Below are 18,423 nucleotides of genomic sequence, written 5' to 3' on the forward strand. Positions count from 1 at the left end.
TTATGGCTTCACAGGGTGTGCTAAAACACATCCTTGAAAACCGGTAAAATGGCACCGATCCATTGGGTGACTTTTGGCGCCACGCGGGCCACCATGGGATAGACCCACGAATGTTCGGTGTAGCGCGATGGAAACTTAATATCCAATGAATCGACAATCCACAACAGAATGCTCAGCATAAAAGTTGTTTTCAGCATTCCCAGCACGGCACCCGCTACCTGGTCGGCCGATCCGAGTAGTGTTTTGTTTACCGAGGCTTTCAGCATTCGTGCCAGGAGGCTTACGGCCACCACAATGGCTACAAACACCACGCCGAACGCGATGTAGGGAAGCACCTTTTCGTCGATATTAAATCGGTTGGCCAGCATCACCATGGCCCAGCCCATAAGTTTGAAACCGCCCAACACGCCCAGCACAATACCCACGAGCGAAAACATTTCGATGAGAAAGCCTTCCTTGTAGCCGCCCACGGCGCCAATTAAAATGAATACAATAAGAACAATGTCGATTATGCTCACGCGGTCAGCAGCTTTTTAACCAATTCGGAAATCACTTTGCCGTCGGCCTGGCCCGCCAGGGCTTTGGTGGCGGTGCCCATCACCTTGCCCATGTCTTGCGGACCTTTGGCTCCTACCTGGGCAATGATCTCTTTCACTTTCACGGCGATTTCGTCTTCCGAAAGTTGTTTGGGTAAATAGCGGTTGATCACCTCCAGTTGAAAGAGTTCTTTCTCGGCCAGGTCCTGACGATTTTGTTGCTGAAAAATATCGGCCGATTCTTTCCGTTGCTTAGACGCCTTCATCAGAATTTTATTTTCGGCGTCGGCCGAAATTTCACCGGAAGCGCTTTTGTCTGTTTCGGCCAAAAGGATCATGGATTTGATGCTGCGCAGGGCTTCGAGCTCCTCTTTGTTCTTGGCCAACATCGCCTTTTTAATATCGTTGTCAATTTGTTGCTTCAGACTCATACATTATTTTTTTGTTAATGTTAATTTGGGAGCGATTATTAAACCGAAACGACAAGCGTTCGTTCTACCGGAAATATATTTGTGCTCACCTTAAAACATATGACCAGACTAAGCGTCAATATTAATAAAATTGCCACACTCCGAAACGCCAGGGGAGGAAATAATCCGGACGTGCTGAAGACGGCGCTTGACTGTGAGCGGTTTGGCGCGCAAGGCATCACCGTCCATCCCAGGCCCGACGAGCGGCACATTCGCTACGCCGACGTGACGACGTTGAAAGATCACGTGACAACGGAATTTAACATTGAAGGCTATCCCGACGAACGCTACATGAAACTTGTGCGCGAAACAAAACCCGCCCAGGCCACCCTGGTGCCCGACGCGCCCGATGCCATCACGTCTAACGCCGGATGGGATACGCTTCGAAACGCTTCGCTGCTCACGGAAATTATTGCCGAACTGAAATCGCAGGGCGTGCGCGTGTCGGTGTTTGTGGACCCTTCGCCCAAAATGGTGGAAGGTGCTGCACGTGTTGGCGCCGACCGCGTGGAGTTATATACCGAACCCTATGCGCACGAATATAAAGTGAATCGCGATGTGGCCATTAAGCCCTACGTTGAGAGTGGCCGTGTGGCGCACGAGGCGGGGCTGGGTCTCAATGCGGGCCACGATCTTGACCTTGACAACCTTCGCTTTCTGGCGCAAAACCTTCCACACCTCGACGAAGTGTCGATCGGCCACGCGTTGATTTGTGACGCGCTTTATTTCGGACTGGAGAACACCATTCAGCTCTACTTAAAACAACTGAAAATGTGAGACCTTGCAGGGCCTTAAACCCTGTTGTCACAAAAGTCTCTTAACTTCACCACGCAAAAAACTGCCGGACACCAAACTCCGCAGCAACCCTAACGGCCGTATGAACATTAAAAAAAGATTTTCCGACAGCGATCTGCAACGCATTAAAACCGCGGTGAAAGAGGCCGAGCATTCCATCTCGGGCGAAATCGTGCCGGTTATTGTGGAGCGCAGCGGGCACTACCGCACAGCCAACTACAAGGCGGGCATCCTTGGCGCATCGCTGGCGTTTGTGCTCATGATTGTGATTGACCGCTACATCATTGCCGACTACAGCTACACCCTCTTCTACGACCCCGTGTTTATTTTCTTTGTGGTTATTCTGGGCGGTTTGCTGGGCGGCTTTCTGCCGAACTTTGTGGAAGGCCTGAAGCGCTGGCTCATCGACCAGGGCCAGTTTGATCGCGAAACCCGCCAACGGGCCGAGAGCGCATTTTTGCAAGAGGAAGTTTTTAACACACGCCATCGCACGGGCATCATGATCTTCATCTCCTTTTTTGAACACGAAGTGATTGTGATGGCCGACCGCGGCATCAGCAAAGTGGTGGAACAAAAACAGTGGGACAAAATTGTGGCCGACCTGGTGAGCCACATTCGCGAAGGCAAAATTGTGGAAGGCCTCGAGGCAGGCATAAAACGTTGTGGTGAAATTTTGTTGGAGAAAGGATTTCACAAAGCAGACGACGATGTGAATGAATTGAGCGACGACCTCCGTATAGATTGAAGCCATTCCCCATCGAAGTCATTAGTTGATGAAACACCTAGTCCAGATCCCGTACATGAAATTTATACAGGCCATTCTTTTGCTGCTGCTCCCCATGGTTCTGTTGGGCCAACGCGCCATTCCCGAACACGGAGGCCAATGGGTGCACGACGAAGCCGGCATTCTTTCGGCCGGCGGCAAAGCGCAAATTGAAGCCATGCTCAAAGCCGAGCGCGACTCTACCAGCAACCAGATTGCCGTGCTCATTGTGCCATCGCTCGACGGCGAAGCCATTGAAGACTACACGCTGCGTGTAGCCGAGAAGTGGGGCATAGGCCAGAAATCGAAAGACAACGGCGTGCTGTGGTTCATCGCCGTGAACGATCGCCAGCTGCGCATCGAAACGGGCTCGGGCCTGGAAGGTGTGCTCACCGACGCCATGTCGAGCCGCATCAACCGGAACGAGGTGGCCCCGTTTTTCCGTCAGCAAAAATATGACGAAGGTGTGGCGGCCGGCGTGATGGCCATCATCCAAACCATTAAAGGAGAATATAAAAACGACGCACCGGCCCCGCGCCGAAAAGTGTCGCGCAAGTCGTCGCCGTTGCTCACCATCATCATCCTTATTGTGATCATCTTCCTGGCCTCGCGTCGTCGCGGCGGTGGCGGAGGAGGATACTGGTCGTCGGGCGGTGGATGGATTGGCGGTGGTGGAAACTGGGGAGGTGGCGGCGGAGGCGGTGGTGCCGACTTTGGTGGCGGCGGAGGATTTGGCGGTGGTGGTTCCAGCGATTCGTGGTAAAGTCTTTATACAATTTTTTAGTCGAGAACGTCAGATCATGAATAGCGTCATCATACATCGGGCACAGGCAACACGCATCGCGAAGGCAATCTTGCCCTTGCTGTTTTTGTTGTTTCATGCGCCGGCATTTTCACAGAAGGCTCTTCCCGAACTTTGGGGCGTGCGGGTGCACGACGAAGCGCACGTGTTGTCGCAGCAAAAAGTGGACGATCTCGAATTACAGCTGAAGCGCTATGAAGATTCCACATCCAATCAGATTGCCATTCTGCTGCTGCCTTCCCTCGACGGCGAGTCTATCGAAGACTACTCCATCCGGCTTGTGGACAAATGGAAGCTGGGTCAGAAAGGCAAAGACAACGGTGCGTTGTTGCTGGTGGCCGTGAACGATCACAAGATGCGCATCGAAGTCGGCGATGGCCTGCAAGGCACGCTCACCGACGCCGTGTGCAGCCGCATCATACGCAGCGAGCTCGCACCCAACTTCCGCCAGGACGATTTTGATGGCGGCGTGCAAGCGGCAGTCAACGCCATGATCGCCGCCATTGGCGGAGAATACTCGGCCGACGATGTAAGCAGCGGTGACGAAACGCCCGACTGGGTGACTAAACTCGTGCTGGGTCTTTTTGTGTTTTCCGTGCTCGGCGTGTTCACCGTGTTGGGCATCATGATTCCCGACAAAATCGGGTGGATATTATACCTGTTTCTTATTCCGTTCTATGCCATATTTCCCATGGCCATCTATGGTCTAACGGCCGGGCTAATCATTCTCGGCGTGTATCTTATTGGCTATCCGGTGGCACGCTACACCATAGGAAAATCGGCTTGGGGAAAACGCGCCAGAAGAAATAAGACGGGTAAGGGTGGGGGAAGCTCGTGGGGTTCTGGTTCAGGATGGTCATCATCTTCGGGTAGCAGCTGGTCTTCATCGTCGAGCAGTGGCAGCAGTTTCTCGGGTGGCGGTGGAAGCTTTAGCGGTGGCGGCAGCAGTGGCTCGTGGTAGCCTTCCAATTGTTCGGTTATAAGAGCGGTTCCCTGCTGGGGTGAACGTCGCTTTTTGCCTGGTTTCTTTACCTTTTTATTTTCTATGGGAAAGCCTGTGAATAACAAGGAAACAAATTTGCGTTCTCACCCCACAACGTTATTTTTGACGCTTCTTTTAAAACACCATCCAAAACATGAAACGCGATAAAGCCATCTTCGACCTCATTGAAAAGGAAAAACAGCGCCAGGAAGGCGGCATCGAACTGATTGCCTCCGAAAATTTCACCTCCCTACAGGTGATGAAAGCGCAGGGCTCGGTGCTGACCAACAAATATGCAGAAGGGCTGCCCGGCAAGCGTTATTATGGTGGATGCGAAGTGGTGGATGAAGTGGAACAATTGGCCATTGACCGCGCCAAAGAACTTTTTGGTGCCGAATGGGCAAACGTGCAGCCTCACTCGGGCGCACAAGCCAACGCCGCCGTGATGCTGGCCTGTTTGAAACCCAGCGACAAGATTCTCGGTTTCGATCTTTCGCATGGCGGTCACCTCACACATGGCTCGCCTGTGAATTTCTCCGGAAAACTCTATCAGCCTTCTTTCTACGGCGTGGAGCAAGCCACCGGCCTCATCGACTTCGACAAAGTGATTGAAACCGCACAGCGCGAAAAACCCAAAATGATCATCTGCGGTGCGTCTGCCTACAGCCGCGACTGGGACTATAAAAAACTGAGAGAAGCTGCCGACAGCGTTGGCGCCTTGTTGCTGGCCGACATTTCGCACCCCGCCGGCCTGATTGCCCGCGGTTTGCTGGCCGACCCGATGGAGCATTGTCACATTGTGACCACCACCACACACAAAACCCTTCGCGGACCCCGCGGCGGTATGATTCTGGTAGGCAAAAACTTTGATAACCCCTGGGGATTGAAAACACCCAAAGGCGAACTGCGCAAAATCACGTCACTCCTTGATTCGGGCGTTTTCCCCGGCACACAAGGCGGTCCACTGGAGCACGTTATTGCGGCCAAAGCCGTAGCGTTCCAGGAAGCCCTGTCAGACGACTACATGGAATACATCCTGCAGGTTTCGAAAAATGCAAAAACAATGGCCGATGCGTTCCTGGCCAAAGGTTATAAAATTATTTCGGGCGGCACCGACAACCACCTGATGTTGATCGACCTTCGTTCGAAGAAACTCACCGGCAAGCAAGCCGAAGAAGGTCTGATCCAGGCCGACATCACCATCAACAAAAACATGGTTCCGTTCGACACGCAGTCGCCTATGATCACATCGGGTATGCGCATCGGCACACCGGCCATCACCACTCGCGGCTTGAAAGAAAAAGACGTGCAGAAAGTGGTTGACCTCATCGACGAGGCCCTTCAGAAACCCGAAGACACCAAACACCTCAAGGCGGTGAAACGCAAAGTGAACCGTTTCATGGAGAAGTTCCCCCTCTACTAATTCAAGAAACCTTTAACCCCCGCAGAAAACACAACACCACACAGTCACCGTACCTAACTACACGTAACCATGCCGCTGGATCAAGAGCTGAATGACGAAGAGAAAGAGATGAGTTTTTTGGATCATCTGGAGGAGCTGCGGTGGCACGTGATCCGTTCGTTGATAGCCGTGGTGGTCTTCACCATCGTGGCCTTTGTGTTTGCGCCGTGGATTTTTCAAAACATCGTGTTTGCGCCGGCAAGGGTTGACTTCACAACCTTCAAGTGGCTTTGCACATTGGGCGATACCATTGGCTATGAAGGCCTGTGCGTGAAAGAAATTCCGTTCAAGGTGCAAAGCCGTTTCATGACAGGCCAATTCACCATGCACATCATGGCGTCGTTCATCATCGGACTGGTCATTGCTTTTCCCTATGTGGTGTGGGAAATCTGGCGTTTTGTGAAGCCCGGCCTCCAAAAGAAGGAACGTCGCTATTCGCGAGGTGCGGTGGCTGCCATTTCACTTTTGTTTTTCTCGGGCGTGCTCTTTGGCTACTACATCATTGCCCCCTGGATGGTCTACTTCCTGGCCAACTATAGCATCAGCGACATGATCGTGAACGAGTTCGACATCACCTCGTATGTCTCTACCGTTGTGCTGTTAGTGTTGGGCTCGGGCTTGTTGTTCCAGCTGCCGGTGGTGATCTATTTCCTCACCAAGATCGGCATCGTGACACCCCAGTTCTTGCGCAAGTACAGAAAACACTCAGTGGTGGTAATCCTCATTGTGGCAGCCATTGTGACGCCGCCCGATCCGTTGAGCCAGATCATGATCACCATTCCGCTCTACATTCTCTTCGAGATCAGTATTGTTATTTCGGCCATGGTGGCGCGCCAACGTGCGCGCGATGAAGCCGAAGAATTGCTCCGCGAACAATCTTCTTCAAACTCATGAACATAGCCATTGGCAGCGACCACGCCGGATTTGAATATAAAGAAGGCCTGAGAAAATGGCTGGAAGAAAACGGCCATACCTACAAGGACTTTGGCACCTACAGCCTGGAGGCGGCAGACTATGCCGACTTTGCACACCCCGTTTCACTCGCGGTGGAAAGCAAAGATTTTGAGCTGGGCATTCTGGTGTGTGGCAGCGCCAACGGTGTGGCCATCACGGCCAACAAACACCAGGGCATTCGCGCAGCCATTTGCTGGACAGAAGAACTGGCCTCGCTGGCCCGCCAGCACAATGACGCCAATGTGGTGTGCGTGCCGGCGCGCTTCGTGGCATTTGATGTGGCCGAGAAAATTGTGGGCACGTTTTTGACCACCGCGTTCGAAGGCGGGCGCCATGCACGCCGGGTGGGCAAGATCAGCTGCTAGCGGCCTGTGCGGGTGTAATAAATCCCTTTTCGTTTATACAAACTTTTGAACTCGGGAATCCGCTCCAGGAAAGGCCCGAACAGGTTGTCTTTGTCGCGGATGATTGACGGGGGATCGCTCTTGATGCCTTCGTATACCAGAATCACGTTGTCATAATATTCTGCGTGCGCAAAAATTTCTTTCGACAGCTCCCAGTTGAAGAAAGCCGACCCCAGCGGTTGTTGCTTGTAGATGCTCCAGTCTCCATCCAAAACCAACACGTTGCTGGCCTTTGGCAGACCGGGCTTGTCGGGTACCACCAGCGCCTGATAGTTCACGCTCGACAACCGGTTGTAGCGCGCCATGTAGCTAACCACCACCGTGCCGATCAACAACACCCACACGCTGATCTCGGCAAATCTCCTGCGGCGAATGAGCAACAGAAACTGCGCGATAAAAAAGCTGAGGCTGGGAATGAGTGTGATGAAGCTTTGTGGCCGCCAGTCTTTTGAATAGAGAATCTGCAGCACCGAGAAGATCATCCACAGAAACATGGTTTGAACAAGCTGCGACTGGTATTTGGTGAACCGCGCATCGCGGTTGAGCATGATCAGCGAAATGACGAGAAACGCCAAAGGCAATGCACCCAACACCCAGAGACTGCCGGCGCTGATGTAGTTGATGGCATGAAAGCTCAGGTTGGGCACATAATAAAATTGCCACAATGCGGACAGACCGTCTTTGAGATAATAGATGCTCATCAGGAACAAGTGCGGCGTGAGGAAGCCCACCACCAGCAACACATACTTGCGCGGCGGGTGACGCGTGAACACAATGAGCACCATGAGCGCTCCGATGATATACACCGCCAGCGAAAATGAAAACAAAGATGCCAGGCCGATGTATAGCCCGAGATTAAAAACCGATTCGTTGCGCTGATCTCTGAACTCCACCTCCTTGAACAAATTGCTGAGCGCCGGCAAAATGAATCCAAAGCCAAGCAACTCGGGCGTGAGCGACAGTGTGTCGAACGAGAACATGAACAGGATGGCAAACAGCAGCGAAGGAATGTAGGTGTTTTCGGAGAAGGCTTTCTTGGACGCGAACACAATGCCCATGTAGGCGGCCTGCGAGAAGATGACAAAGAACGCCAGGATGTGGCGCGCCAGAATGGAACGCCCGAAAATGATGTCGAGGAAACCGTTGGTCCAGGCGGCAAGCGGTGCCGTGGTGTCTACCACTTCGGTATACATGGCGTGGCCGTCGTGCACTTTCTCCCCCACCACAATGCTCTTCAGCTCGGGAAACGTCATGTCCGGACCGTCGATGAACAGCGGAAGGTAGACCACCAGCATGATCACCAGCACGCCCAGCAGGCGGTATGGATCGTTGATTCTGAAATATTGCAGCAAGGGATACGCGTTAAAGCGCGTAAAATAGACCCAGTTTTTATAATTGCCAATGGTTGATTGCTAATTGTTGGGCGATGCGAGATATTTGCCCTATGAGTGGCACAACCCGACAACAGAAATACGCGAAGTTGATTCAAAAGGAATTGAGCGACATTTTTCAGCGCGACAAACGCGGCATTCTCGACAATGCCTTCGTGAGCATTGCCGACGTGCGCATAAACCCCGACCTGAGCGTGGCCAAAGTCTACATCAGCATGTTGCTGACCAAAGACAAAGAGAAGGTGTTAGAAAAAATCAACAAACATAAAAGTGAAATCCGGAAAGCCCTTGGCGACAAAATCGGCAAACAAGTGCGCATCATTCCCGAATTGATCTTCTACAAAGACGACGTGGAGGAAAATGCCAACCGCATGGACGATCTTCTCAAGAACCTGCACATTCCTCCGGAAGAAAAAAGCTAGCCATCACACCACCAAATCCAAGACCACGTTGAACTTTCCCTTCTTCATCGCCCGGCGCTACCTGCTCTCGAAGCGGAAGAAGAATTTTATTAATGTGATCTCCATCATCTCGGTCATCTCGGTGGCCATCATTTCGGCAGCCATCATCATCGTGCTTTCCATCTTCAACGGGCTTGGCGATTTGCTGCACGTCATCAACAACTCGTTCGATCCCGAAATCAAAATAGAAGCCTCTGCAGGCAAGACCTTTGAAGTGGATCAGAAGCTGATCAAAAAAATCAAGGACGTGCCGGGTGTGAAAATCGTGACCGAGGTCATTGAAGACTATGCCTACGCGCGCTACAACGACGCCACACAGGTGGTGAAAGTGAAAGGCGTGAGCGACAACTTTGTGGACCAGGATCGCATTCCCAAAGAAAGCATTGTGGAAGGGGAACTGTTGCTGAAGAAAAACGGAGCACCACGCGCGCTGGTAGGCTATGGCGTTCGCAGCACACTTTCTATTGCGCTTGAACAGGACTTCTTTGCGTTGCAACTCTATGGTGTGAAGAGCCTGCGCGGCGGAGCCACCATGGACCCTTCGAAAATGTATACGCAAAAAAGCATATTGCCGGGCGGCGTGTTTTCGATCATCCAAAGTTTTGACGAGAACTACGTCATTGTTCCGCTGGAGTTTGCCAAGGAGTTGCTGAGCTATAAAAACCGGCGCACATCGCTCGAAATCAAAATGACAAACGGAGCTAACCCGGAAACAGTAGAGGATGCGTTGCAGGATGTGTTGGGAAAAGACTTTTTGGTGTTGAATGGCGAAGAGCAGCACCAGGATTTATATCGCGTGCTCAAACTCGAAAAACTGTTTGCGTCTGTGGCGGCCATTCTGTTGCTGGTGATCGGTTCCATCAACATCTACTTCAGCCTCATGATGCTGGCGCTCGACAAAAAACGCGACATCACCATTCTTGCGGCCATGGGTGCCGACGGTCGTTTGCTAAAGAAGATATTCATAACGGAGGGCATACTCATTGCGGCCATTGGCACGGGCTCGGGCCTTTTGTTTGGAGGATTGATACTATTGTTACAACAACAGTTTAGCCTTGTGTCTATGGGAATGAACACGGCCGTGGTAGACGGCTACCCGGTGAAAATGTTGTTTTCTGATTTTTTTTATGTGTTTTCGGTGATGGCCGTTGTCACGCTACTCATCTCATCTCGCCCTGCGGCGCTTGCTTCCCGTTTTGCGTCAGTTCAGAACCTGTAATATTGATGTACTAAAATCCCTGAAAAAGGCAATTTTCTTTGGGGGATAATCTCTAATTTTCAGATTCCGTTTTCATCAAAATGCAGTTTTCTCGATGAAAGTGTCTGCTTCACAGCCGTTTCAAATTATATATTCGTTGTATCAACACGAGTACCTGGGATTCGTGTTTGAATCCTATATTGTCCATCTCGACGAAAAAGGCAAGCTCACCTATCAGCATCAGAACATTTCGTCCAAGAACGCCCGCGAGTTTTCGAAGGGCCTCGACGATCGCGATTTCGAATTGATCGAACTCATGGACAACATGACGCAGGAAGCGATTGTGAAAAAATTCTCGGCAAAGTTTATGAAGCCCGAAGAGTTCTTTGCCAAAACCTACGACAAGGCCAAGGGAAACGAACTGCTGCAGGAGCAGATTGAAGACTACATGGAAAAACGCCGCGCCAAGATTCTGGAAAAGATGAAAGGTAAAGTGCTCTTCGAAATGGGCAACGACGGCGAACCCACCTGGCGACGCATTGAGGTGCTCGACAAACGTGCCACCATCCAGTTCCATTTCATGCGCACGGAAGATCACACCAACTACTACCCTACCATTTTCTTTCAGGGCAAAAAACTGGAGCTCCCCAACACCACGGCCTACCTCATTTGCAAAAGCCCGGCGTGGATGGTGCTGAACGGAAAGCTCTATGGCTTTGAAAAACATGTGGACGGCAAGAAGCTCATTCCATTCTTCTCCAAAAAATATGTGGTCATTCCCAAGAATGTGGAGGAGACCTACTACAATCGTTTTGTGGCGCCACTCATCGCATCGTTCGACGATGTGGAGGCCAGCGGCTTTGAGATAAACAAAAGCACTTACGATCCGCACCCGGTGCTCACCTTGTCGGAATTGCATTCGGCACAGACTTCGTCGGCGCCATCGCTGTTTGAAGACCGGGCGCAAGCCGAAGACACCACCGACGAAACCGGCAAGATTGTTTTTGACCTGTCGTTTAAATATGGCAAGCATCGTTTTCGCGGCGATCATTTGGGACCCGTGAGTGTGTCGTTAGAGAAACAAGGCGAAGGCTACGTGTTTCACCGTGTGTCGCGCCGCACCGACGACGAGAAAAATTTTCTGCACACGCTGCAGAAGCTTGGGTTGCCCATGAAAGGATTTCGCGTGGCCATTCCCAAGTCGGAAGCGTTTTCGTGGCTCAACGAAAATCGTGTGAATCTCCTCAACCTCGGCTTTGAAGTGAGCCAGCCGGAGAGCCGCGACAAAAAATATTTTGTAGGCAAGGCCGTGATTGAAGTGGAGGTGAAAGAGAACATCGACTGGTTCGACATTCACGCCAAGATTCGTTTCGGAGAATTTGAAATTCCCTTCAAGGATTTACGCAAGCTCATTCTTCGCAAGAAGGTGGAATTCAAATTGCCCAACGGCGAAATCGCCATCATACCCGAAGCGTGGCTCACCAAGTATGCCGACCTTTTTGCCTTAAGCGAAACTGACGGCGACAACGAGAAGCCGGTGCTGCGCAAACATCACCTCAACCTGGTGAAGGAGCTTGAAGAAGGCAACCTCGCCAAGGTGCACCTCAGCGAAAAGCTGCGCTCGCTCAATTCGTTTAGCGGCATCAAAAACTATCCGGTGCCCGAAGGATTTGAAGGCGAACTTCGCCCCTATCAGAAAGCGGGCTACAACTGGTTGCGCTTCTTAAATGAATATCGCCTCGGCGGATGTTTGGCCGACGACATGGGTCTGGGAAAGACCGTGCAGACGCTCACCATGCTGCAAGCCGAGAAAGAATTGGGATCGGGCACATCGCTGCTCATCATGCCCACGTCGCTCATCTATAACTGGGAAATGGAAGCGGCCAAATTCACACCCGGCCTTCGTATTCTCAACTACACCGGCACGATGCGCAACAAAGACGTGAAGCGCTTCGAAAAATACGACCTCGTGCTCACCTCCTATGGCATCACACGCCTGGATGTGGAATTGCTCCGTGAATTCTATTTTAACTATGTGATCCTCGACGAATCGCAGGTCATAAAAAATCCGACATCAAACATCGCCAAGGCCGTGCGCGAACTGAAGTCGCGACACAAGCTGGTGCTCACGGGCACGCCCATCGAAAACACTACGCTCGACCTTTGGTCGCAGATGTCGTTTATCAACCCGGGCATTTTGGGAACACAGACGTATTTCAGAAACGAGTTTCAAAACCCCATTGAGAAGAAAAACGACGAAGCCCGTTCGCGCAAATTGCATTCGGTGATTAAGCCGTTCATTTTGCGTCGTCACAAATCGCAGGTGGCCACCGAGCTTCCCGAAAAGGTGGAGAACATTCAGTATTGCTCCATGACCACCGAGCAGGAGAAGCGCTACGAAGAAGTGAAGACGCACTATCGCGAAAAAATATTCAAGCTCATCGAGCAGGAAGGTCTGGGCAACAGCCGCTTCATGATTCTGGAAGGTCTCACCAAGCTGCGTCAGATCGCCAACCATCCGCGCATGGTGGAACAAGGCTACACGGGCGACTCCGGAAAGATGGAAGACATTACGCACATGCTGGAGAATGCCATCGCCGAAGGTCACAAGGTGCTGGTGTTTAGCCAATATGTGAAACATCTGGAGCTGGTTCGTCAATACCTGAAGACAAACAAGATCGACTATACCTACCTCGACGGTTCCAGCACCGACCGCAAGGAGCAAGTGGAACGCTTCAATCGCGACGTGAACCTGAAAGTGTTTTTGATCTCCATCAAAGCAGGTGGTCTGGGATTGAACTTGACCGAAGCCGACTACGTGTTTATTCTCGATCCCTGGTGGAACCCCGCCGTGGAAGCACAAGCGGTGGATCGCGCACACCGCATCGGGCAGAAACGCAAAGTGTTCACCTACAAATTTATTACGCGCAACACGGTGGAAGAAAAAATTCTGACGCTGCAGCAACGAAAGCTTCGCCTCACCACCGAACTCATCACCACCGAAGAGAGCTTCATGAAACAGCTCACTAAGGAAGACATCGAACAGATGTTGCTGTAGAAATTATTTTGCAGCCTTCATCATCGATTCGAAGCTCACCCAATAAATATTTTCCGAACCATTGCTCACACCGGTGTAGGCTTTTAGCAACGCTGCGTAGCCGATTGCTTTTTCGTGTGCAGCTAAAATAGTATGACGGCCGCTGGTGAAGAAGAAAGCTTTTTGGTCGAACGACACAAACGGGCAATAGTCAAGGCGTGGAGAATTGAAGGCAGCAAGATTTTTCGCGGGTAGCCATTTGCCCGAAGTGTCGCGAAGGCTTATGTAGAGATCGCCTCCACCCTGATCGTCTTTGCGACCATAGGACGTGAACACGATAAACTTCTCGTCGGGCGAAACAAACGCATTGAACTCCCAGAGTTTTGAATTCACGGCCGTATCCAAAGCAACGCTTGGGCCATACGTGCCGCCTTGCCCTGCCGACACATAAATGTCTTCTTTGCCCACACCCCTTTCGTATTCTGCCGTGAAATACAAATTTCCCGACGTGGCGGGCGACGGATAGAATTCGTTGGCAGATGTGTTCACAGGTGCGCCAAGATTTTTTGGCACAGACCACGAGCCGTCTCTTTGTTTTTCAACTACCCAGATGTCGAAGTCTTTTGTCTTGATGCCTGTGAGCGGGCGATTGGAGCTGAAGAAGAGCTTTTTTCCATCGGCCGTAAACGCAGGCTCCAGGTCGCTGAATTGTCCGGAGAAGGAAGCAACCTCAGGTGCCGACCAGGTGTTGTTCGCCGTTTTGTGGCGCCGCACAATGGCCGAGAATGCATTTTGATTTGCTTCAAGCGTATAGAACATTTCCAGTCCATCGGGCGAGATGGCCATGTCGCGTTCGTTGAGGTTGGTGCTCACCACACCTTCCAGGAAAAGCGTTGATGTGGCAGGTACAGCCGACGGTTGCGCCTTTGCAATCACAACGCAACACGCGAGTTGCAGCACGGTCATCGAAAATCTGAAGCGATTCATAGGGGAGATTTTAATAGCAACTTAAAGCAGCGGCGGCAATTTTGATATCCCCAGCCGGGGTATTTTCTGTTTGGACAACAGCGGCAACAGGTGTTGAAGTTTTGTAAATTCAGTATTTTAGAGAAACCGCGAACGCATGAAAAGATTTCCCTTTCTCTCCACCTCGCAGGCCACGATGGTGCTACGGCTCTGTGTTTCACTTTTTCTTATTATTCACGGCGTTAGTCGGATCTATCATGGAGGCGTTGTGCCCTTTGGAGATTTTCTGAATTCGCAGGGATTCATGATCGGCCTTGCCCTTGCCTGGGCACTCACGATTTTTGAAATCGTGGGAGGCTTGTTGTTGGCCGTTGGCTATTATGTGAGGGCGATCACGGCCGTGTTCATTGCCGAAATTTTTATGGGCATTGTGCTGGTGCACGCACAGCACGGCTGGTTTGTGGTGGGTGGAGGATTGAACGGCGTGGAATACAGTGTGCTGTTGATCGTTTGCCTTGTGGTGATTGCCGCCCAGAGTTCGTCTAAAAAGTTTTAGGCGGATTGGGATCTTCGAGGTGTCGTGTTTTCCAGCGGTTGTGCGACCACAGCCATTGTGAAGGATTTTGGCGGATCAGTTTTTCGAGTTCCTCCACATAGCGCGCAATCACCGTGGTGCTGTCTTTGCCGTAGGGTGGTGTGGAGAGTTCGATGATTGTTGTTTCGTAGTAGCCGCGTTTCACTTTCCGCAAGGCATAGAACATCACCGGATATTGGGTGAGCTGTGCCAGCATGTTGGAACCGTAGAAGAACACCGTGTCCTGGTTGAGGAAGCGCGTGGAATATTTTTTGTCGTGCCGGTAGCCGGGATATTGATCGCCCACCAGTGCGATGTTGCGAACGATGTGTCGCCGCTTAATGATTTCGCGTGCCACCTCGTCGCGTTTGATGCCGTGTGCGCCGAAGCGCGATCGGCACTGAAGCGAGAATTCATCAAAAAATTTGCTGTTCACCGATTGATACACAAAGTCCATCTCGCCAGGAAGCGTGAACGACCCTGCCACCAACAACCATTCCCAATTGAAGTTATGCGATGCCAGGTTGAGCAGCGATTGCCCCTGGTGGATATAACGATTTGAAACTTCCGGATTTTTGAACACCATGCGCTGTCCCAGTTCTTCCTGGCTCACGGTGCAAAGCTTCAACATCTCCACGCCATAGTCGCAGAGGTTTTTGAAAAACTCTTTTTCGATGCTGCGGAGTTCGACGTCGGTTTTTTCTGGGAAGGCGTTTTTCAGGTTTTTCCACACCATGGCCCTGCGATAGCGGACCAGCCTGTAGCTGACAAAAAACAGAAAGTCGGAGAATGCATAAAGCACCGGGAACGGCAACCGGGATAGCAGGCGTATGAAAAACATAGCATTTTAGTGCCGGGCAAGTTAATCAACTATTGTTACTTTTGGCGCATGAAGCACAAAGTTGTCGTCATCACCGGGGGCACCTCCGGCATTGGCCTGGCCTTGGCCCACAAATTCGGCGCCCAAGGTTCCAGAATTTTTATCACCGGAAGAAACGAAGCAGCGCTGGCCACCGCCTTGTCTGACCTGCGCGCCAAAGGCATTGCCGCTGAGGGCATGAAGGCCGACGTGAGTCTTGAAGAAGACAATCGCCGCATGGCCCAGGAAACCATCCGCCACTATGGCACCATCGACGTGCTCATCAACAACGCCGGCATTTCGATGCGCGCGTTGTTTGCAGAAGTGGACATGGAGGTGATCCGAAAGGTGATGGACATTAATTTCTTTGGTGTGCTCTATGCCACCAAATATTGCTTGCCCGAGATTGTGAAAAATAAGGGTTCCATTGTGGGCATGTCGTCTATTGCGGGCTACTGCGGACTGCCGGCACGCGCCGGCTATTCGGCTTCGAAGTTTGCACTGAACGGATTTCTGGACGTGCTGCGAACAGAATATTTGAAGAAAGGCCTTCACGTGCTCACGGCGTGCCCGGGCTTCACGGCATCGGGCATTCGCGAACGCGCCCTGTTGAAAGATGGAACACCCCAGGGCTCGTCGCCCCGTGAAGAAACAAAAATGATGACAGCCGAAGAATGTGCCGACCACATCTATAAGGCCACGGTGAAGCGCAAGCGCAACCTCATTCTCACCACCCAAGGCAAGCTTGCCGTGTTTCTGGTGAAGTGGTGGCCAAGTCTTTCAGACAAGCTCGTGTTCAACACCATGGCCCGCGAAACAGACGCGCCCGCGAAATAAGATAGTCGCCTGATCAGGTTTTGCTGAGGAACACGATTTTGGTGGCATCGGCGCGGTTCAGCGATTTGTAGAAATCGATGAGCTCGGCATAGGACTCGGGCGGATACACGCCCTTGTTCATTTTCAGACGACGTATGTAGATCACGTTGTTTTGTTCGATGGTGAACGAAGCTTCGTATTCGCCAAAACGCGACTTCAGCGTCACAGGCTTGGGCGTGAATTCGGGATAGATGCCTTCGGGCAAATGATAGCGGATGGTGTCGAGATCGATGAACGGCATTTTCAGCACCACATTGGTTTTGCGTGTTTCCACTTTTTCGGGGATGGACGTTGAGCGATTCATGAGGTTGGGTGTTACAAAAACACGTTTGCCGCTCACGGTGGCAAAACGTTTCAAATCCAGATCGACCGAAACCACGGCCGACGGAATTTTGTCTTTGTGATTTTTTATCGAAAAACTTTTCACGTCAAAGCTTGGGATGTCGATCGTTTTTTGAAGCCACTTTTTCTGGTCGTCGGCCTGATCGTCGAGAATGAAATTGAGGTTGTCATTTTCATATTGGAGACCGGAGTAGGTTGTTTTCACTTTGGCCGTGGCGTCGCCGGTAGGCAACAGAAAAACTTCGCCGGTTCGCGATTGAATATTTTTTTCGGCGGGATAATGCACCGTGTTCACAACTTTGGCGCCGTTGTCTGTAATCATCAGCGCTTTTCGGTCGCCGGTGAACCGGCCTTGATAACCAAAAGGATTTGTTTGGCTGGTGCACTCGAGCCATAGTGTGTCGCGTTGCATGGGCACACAGGCAATGGCGTGATTAAACTGAGATGTTGGAAAAAGCGGATCGATTTCACCTTCGTTTTTTCCGGCGCGAATCAGCACATAGTTCGCCTTGATGCCGACTTCTTTTAGCATGGCCACCATGTAGTTCGAAAGGGCCTTGCAGTCGCCATAGCCGGTTTGGTCAACAACAGAGGCTTCGAAAGGTTGAAACCCACCGATCCCCAACTGGATGCTCACATAGCGCGTTTTGCCCTGGAGGTATTCATACAAAATCTTGATCTTCTCTTCGTCTGTTTTTCCTTTCTCGGCAAGGCTTCGGATTTTTCTTTTTGTTTCGTCCGACAAAACGTCACGGCCTTTGTTCAAGCTGTTTATCCATTTGCCAAAGCTGTCCCACGAGTCCATGGTGCCGATGTAGCTGTCGTATTCAAAATCTGTCGGTCCGGCTTGAACGTATTGAAACTGATATTGCGTCTTGCTGTAGGCTTCCAGTTCGAGCGGTTTGATGTTCTTGAACTCGAAGGATATCGAACCGCTGCCGTCGGGTCGATGCTCCACATGCGGCGGTTGAGCGATGTTGGTGGCTTTGTAGCGCGGCGCCAGCCCCGGCGCGTAGTTCAGCGTGTAGAGGCCGTGTTGTACAGAAACTTTTTCGTCGCCTTGCACATAGAAGGAGGGCACAAAGAACAGAAACTTGTATTCTACTTCGTATTCAATTTCTACGGTATAGGGATAGGTGCCTTGAGACAGGTCTATGCTTTTGAAACGGTTGTCGCTGAAGAGCGTCACACCATCGTAGCCACTCTGATCATAGATGTCGCTGTTCTTAAGCCTGGAAACCACAAAGCCCATGGCGTCATAGACCGTTGCCCGAAGGGTGGTGATCTTGCTCAGTTTGTCGTAGCCGATATCTTCTGAAGCATGACTCTTGCCGTTGGGGTTGAGGATGGTGACGACGGTGTAGACACGGTGTGTCGCTTTGCTTCGCGTTTGTATGGTAAAGATCGATTGATCTTCGCGGTACACCACATTTACATCCTTCATCAAGTCGGCGGGAATTTCGCTTACGGCGAACTTCGGACTTTCCTTGGCAAAGACAGCCCCCTGCAGGACGAGAAGGAAAAAAAAGAAAACCCTTTTCATAAGTATAG

At 51.4% G+C, this 18,423-nt stretch carries 18 protein-coding genes; 12 read left to right on the forward strand and 6 right to left on the reverse strand.

Annotated features, from left to right (window positions below; genetic code table 11):
* Positions 1–20: 20 nt before the first annotated feature.
* The gene (locus tag JI741_RS11225; RefSeq protein ID WP_202009308.1) at positions 21–518 is read right to left on the reverse strand and encodes a CvpA family protein; all 498 of its coding nucleotides are present in this window, start codon (positions 516–518) and stop codon (positions 21–23) included.
* Positions 515–967, reverse strand: a complete 453-nt coding sequence (locus JI741_RS11230; protein ID WP_202009310.1) for a GatB/YqeY domain-containing protein — start codon at positions 965–967, stop codon at positions 515–517. Before JI741_RS11230 ends, JI741_RS11225 begins: the two co-directional genes overlap by 4 nt.
* Positions 968–1,066: 99 nt before the next feature.
* Here JI741_RS11230 and JI741_RS11235 point away from each other — a divergent pair, with 99 nt between their 5' ends.
* From JI741_RS11235 to rpiB, 7 genes are all read left to right on the forward strand, one after another.
* Complete coding sequence (locus JI741_RS11235; protein ID WP_202009312.1) at positions 1,067–1,783, forward strand: pyridoxine 5'-phosphate synthase; 717 nt, start codon at positions 1,067–1,069, stop codon at positions 1,781–1,783.
* A gap of 100 nt (positions 1,784–1,883) precedes the next feature.
* Positions 1,884–2,546 carry a TPM domain-containing protein gene (locus JI741_RS11240; RefSeq protein ID WP_202009314.1) on the forward strand — a complete coding sequence of 221 codons (663 nt, stop codon included), beginning with the start codon at positions 1,884–1,886 and terminating at the stop codon, positions 2,544–2,546.
* A 55-nt stretch (positions 2,547–2,601) separates the two neighbouring features.
* Positions 2,602–3,327 carry a TPM domain-containing protein gene (locus JI741_RS11245; RefSeq protein WP_202009316.1) on the forward strand — a complete coding sequence of 242 codons (726 nt, stop codon included), beginning with the start codon at positions 2,602–2,604 and terminating at the stop codon, positions 3,325–3,327.
* A gap of 37 nt (positions 3,328–3,364) precedes the next feature.
* Positions 3,365–4,327, forward strand: coding sequence for a TPM domain-containing protein (locus JI741_RS11250; protein ID WP_202009318.1), 963 nt, complete (start codon positions 3,365–3,367; stop codon positions 4,325–4,327).
* Positions 4,328–4,502: 175 nt separating this feature from the next.
* On the forward strand, positions 4,503–5,771 hold the full coding sequence (gene glyA / locus JI741_RS11255; protein WP_202009320.1) for a serine hydroxymethyltransferase: 1,269 nt from the start codon (positions 4,503–4,505) through the stop codon (positions 5,769–5,771).
* A 69-nt stretch (positions 5,772–5,840) separates the two neighbouring features.
* A complete protein-coding gene (tatC, locus tag JI741_RS11260; RefSeq protein ID WP_202009322.1) occupies positions 5,841–6,704 on the forward strand; it encodes a twin-arginine translocase subunit TatC in 864 nt (287 codons plus the stop codon).
* Positions 6,701–7,129, forward strand: coding sequence for a ribose 5-phosphate isomerase B (rpiB, locus tag JI741_RS11265; RefSeq protein ID WP_202009324.1), 429 nt, complete (start codon positions 6,701–6,703; stop codon positions 7,127–7,129). The genes tatC and rpiB overlap by 4 nt, the downstream gene beginning before the upstream one ends.
* Here the strand turns inward: rpiB and JI741_RS11270 are convergent.
* Positions 7,126–8,520 (reverse strand): hypothetical protein, encoded by a 1,395-nt coding sequence (locus JI741_RS11270; RefSeq protein WP_202009326.1) that lies wholly within the window; start codon positions 8,518–8,520, stop codon positions 7,126–7,128. The two genes, rpiB and JI741_RS11270, sit on opposite strands and share 4 nt — an antisense overlap.
* A gap of 92 nt (positions 8,521–8,612) precedes the next feature.
* On the opposite strand from JI741_RS11270, the gene rbfA reads away from it, so the two are divergent.
* The 3 genes from rbfA to JI741_RS11285 all read left to right on the forward strand — a co-directional run bounded on the left by rbfA (position 8,613) and on the right by JI741_RS11285 (position 13,276).
* Positions 8,613–8,981, forward strand: a complete 369-nt coding sequence (gene rbfA / locus JI741_RS11275) for a 30S ribosome-binding factor RbfA (protein ID WP_202009328.1) — start codon at positions 8,613–8,615, stop codon at positions 8,979–8,981.
* Positions 8,920–10,239: an ABC transporter permease gene (locus JI741_RS11280; protein WP_202009329.1), complete on the forward strand. Its 1,320-nt coding sequence runs from the start codon at positions 8,920–8,922 to the stop codon at positions 10,237–10,239. The genes rbfA and JI741_RS11280 overlap by 62 nt, the downstream gene beginning before the upstream one ends.
* A 163-nt stretch (positions 10,240–10,402) precedes the next feature.
* Complete coding sequence (locus tag JI741_RS11285) at positions 10,403–13,276, forward strand: DEAD/DEAH box helicase (protein WP_369411756.1); 2,874 nt, start codon at positions 10,403–10,405, stop codon at positions 13,274–13,276.
* 3 nt (positions 13,277–13,279) lie between these two features.
* On the opposite strand, the gene JI741_RS11290 is transcribed toward JI741_RS11285, so the two are convergent.
* A complete protein-coding gene (locus JI741_RS11290; RefSeq protein WP_202009333.1) occupies positions 13,280–14,242 on the reverse strand; it encodes a TolB family protein in 963 nt (320 codons plus the stop codon).
* Between the two features lie 136 nt (positions 14,243–14,378).
* Here JI741_RS11290 and JI741_RS11295 point away from each other — a divergent pair, with 136 nt between their 5' ends.
* A complete protein-coding gene (locus JI741_RS11295) occupies positions 14,379–14,777 on the forward strand; it encodes a DoxX family protein (RefSeq protein WP_202009335.1) in 399 nt (132 codons plus the stop codon).
* On the opposite strand, the gene JI741_RS11300 is transcribed toward JI741_RS11295, so the two are convergent.
* On the reverse strand, positions 14,764–15,636 hold the full coding sequence (locus JI741_RS11300; protein WP_202009336.1) for a lysophospholipid acyltransferase family protein: 873 nt from the start codon (positions 15,634–15,636) through the stop codon (positions 14,764–14,766). The genes JI741_RS11295 and JI741_RS11300 overlap by 14 nt on opposite strands.
* 48 nt (positions 15,637–15,684) lie before the next feature.
* Between JI741_RS11300 and JI741_RS11305 the strand changes: the two genes are divergently transcribed.
* On the forward strand, positions 15,685–16,491 hold the full coding sequence (locus JI741_RS11305; protein WP_202009338.1) for an SDR family oxidoreductase: 807 nt from the start codon (positions 15,685–15,687) through the stop codon (positions 16,489–16,491).
* A gap of 13 nt (positions 16,492–16,504) precedes the next feature.
* On the opposite strand, the gene JI741_RS11310 is transcribed toward JI741_RS11305, so the two are convergent.
* The gene (locus JI741_RS11310; protein WP_202009340.1) at positions 16,505–18,415 is read right to left on the reverse strand and encodes a DUF3858 domain-containing protein; all 1,911 of its coding nucleotides are present in this window, start codon (positions 18,413–18,415) and stop codon (positions 16,505–16,507) included.
* Positions 18,416–18,423 lie beyond the last annotated feature (8 nt).

Source organism: Chryseolinea lacunae (assembly GCF_016735595.1).
Taxonomy (GTDB): domain Bacteria; phylum Bacteroidota; class Bacteroidia; order Cytophagales; family Cyclobacteriaceae; genus Chryseolinea; species Chryseolinea lacunae.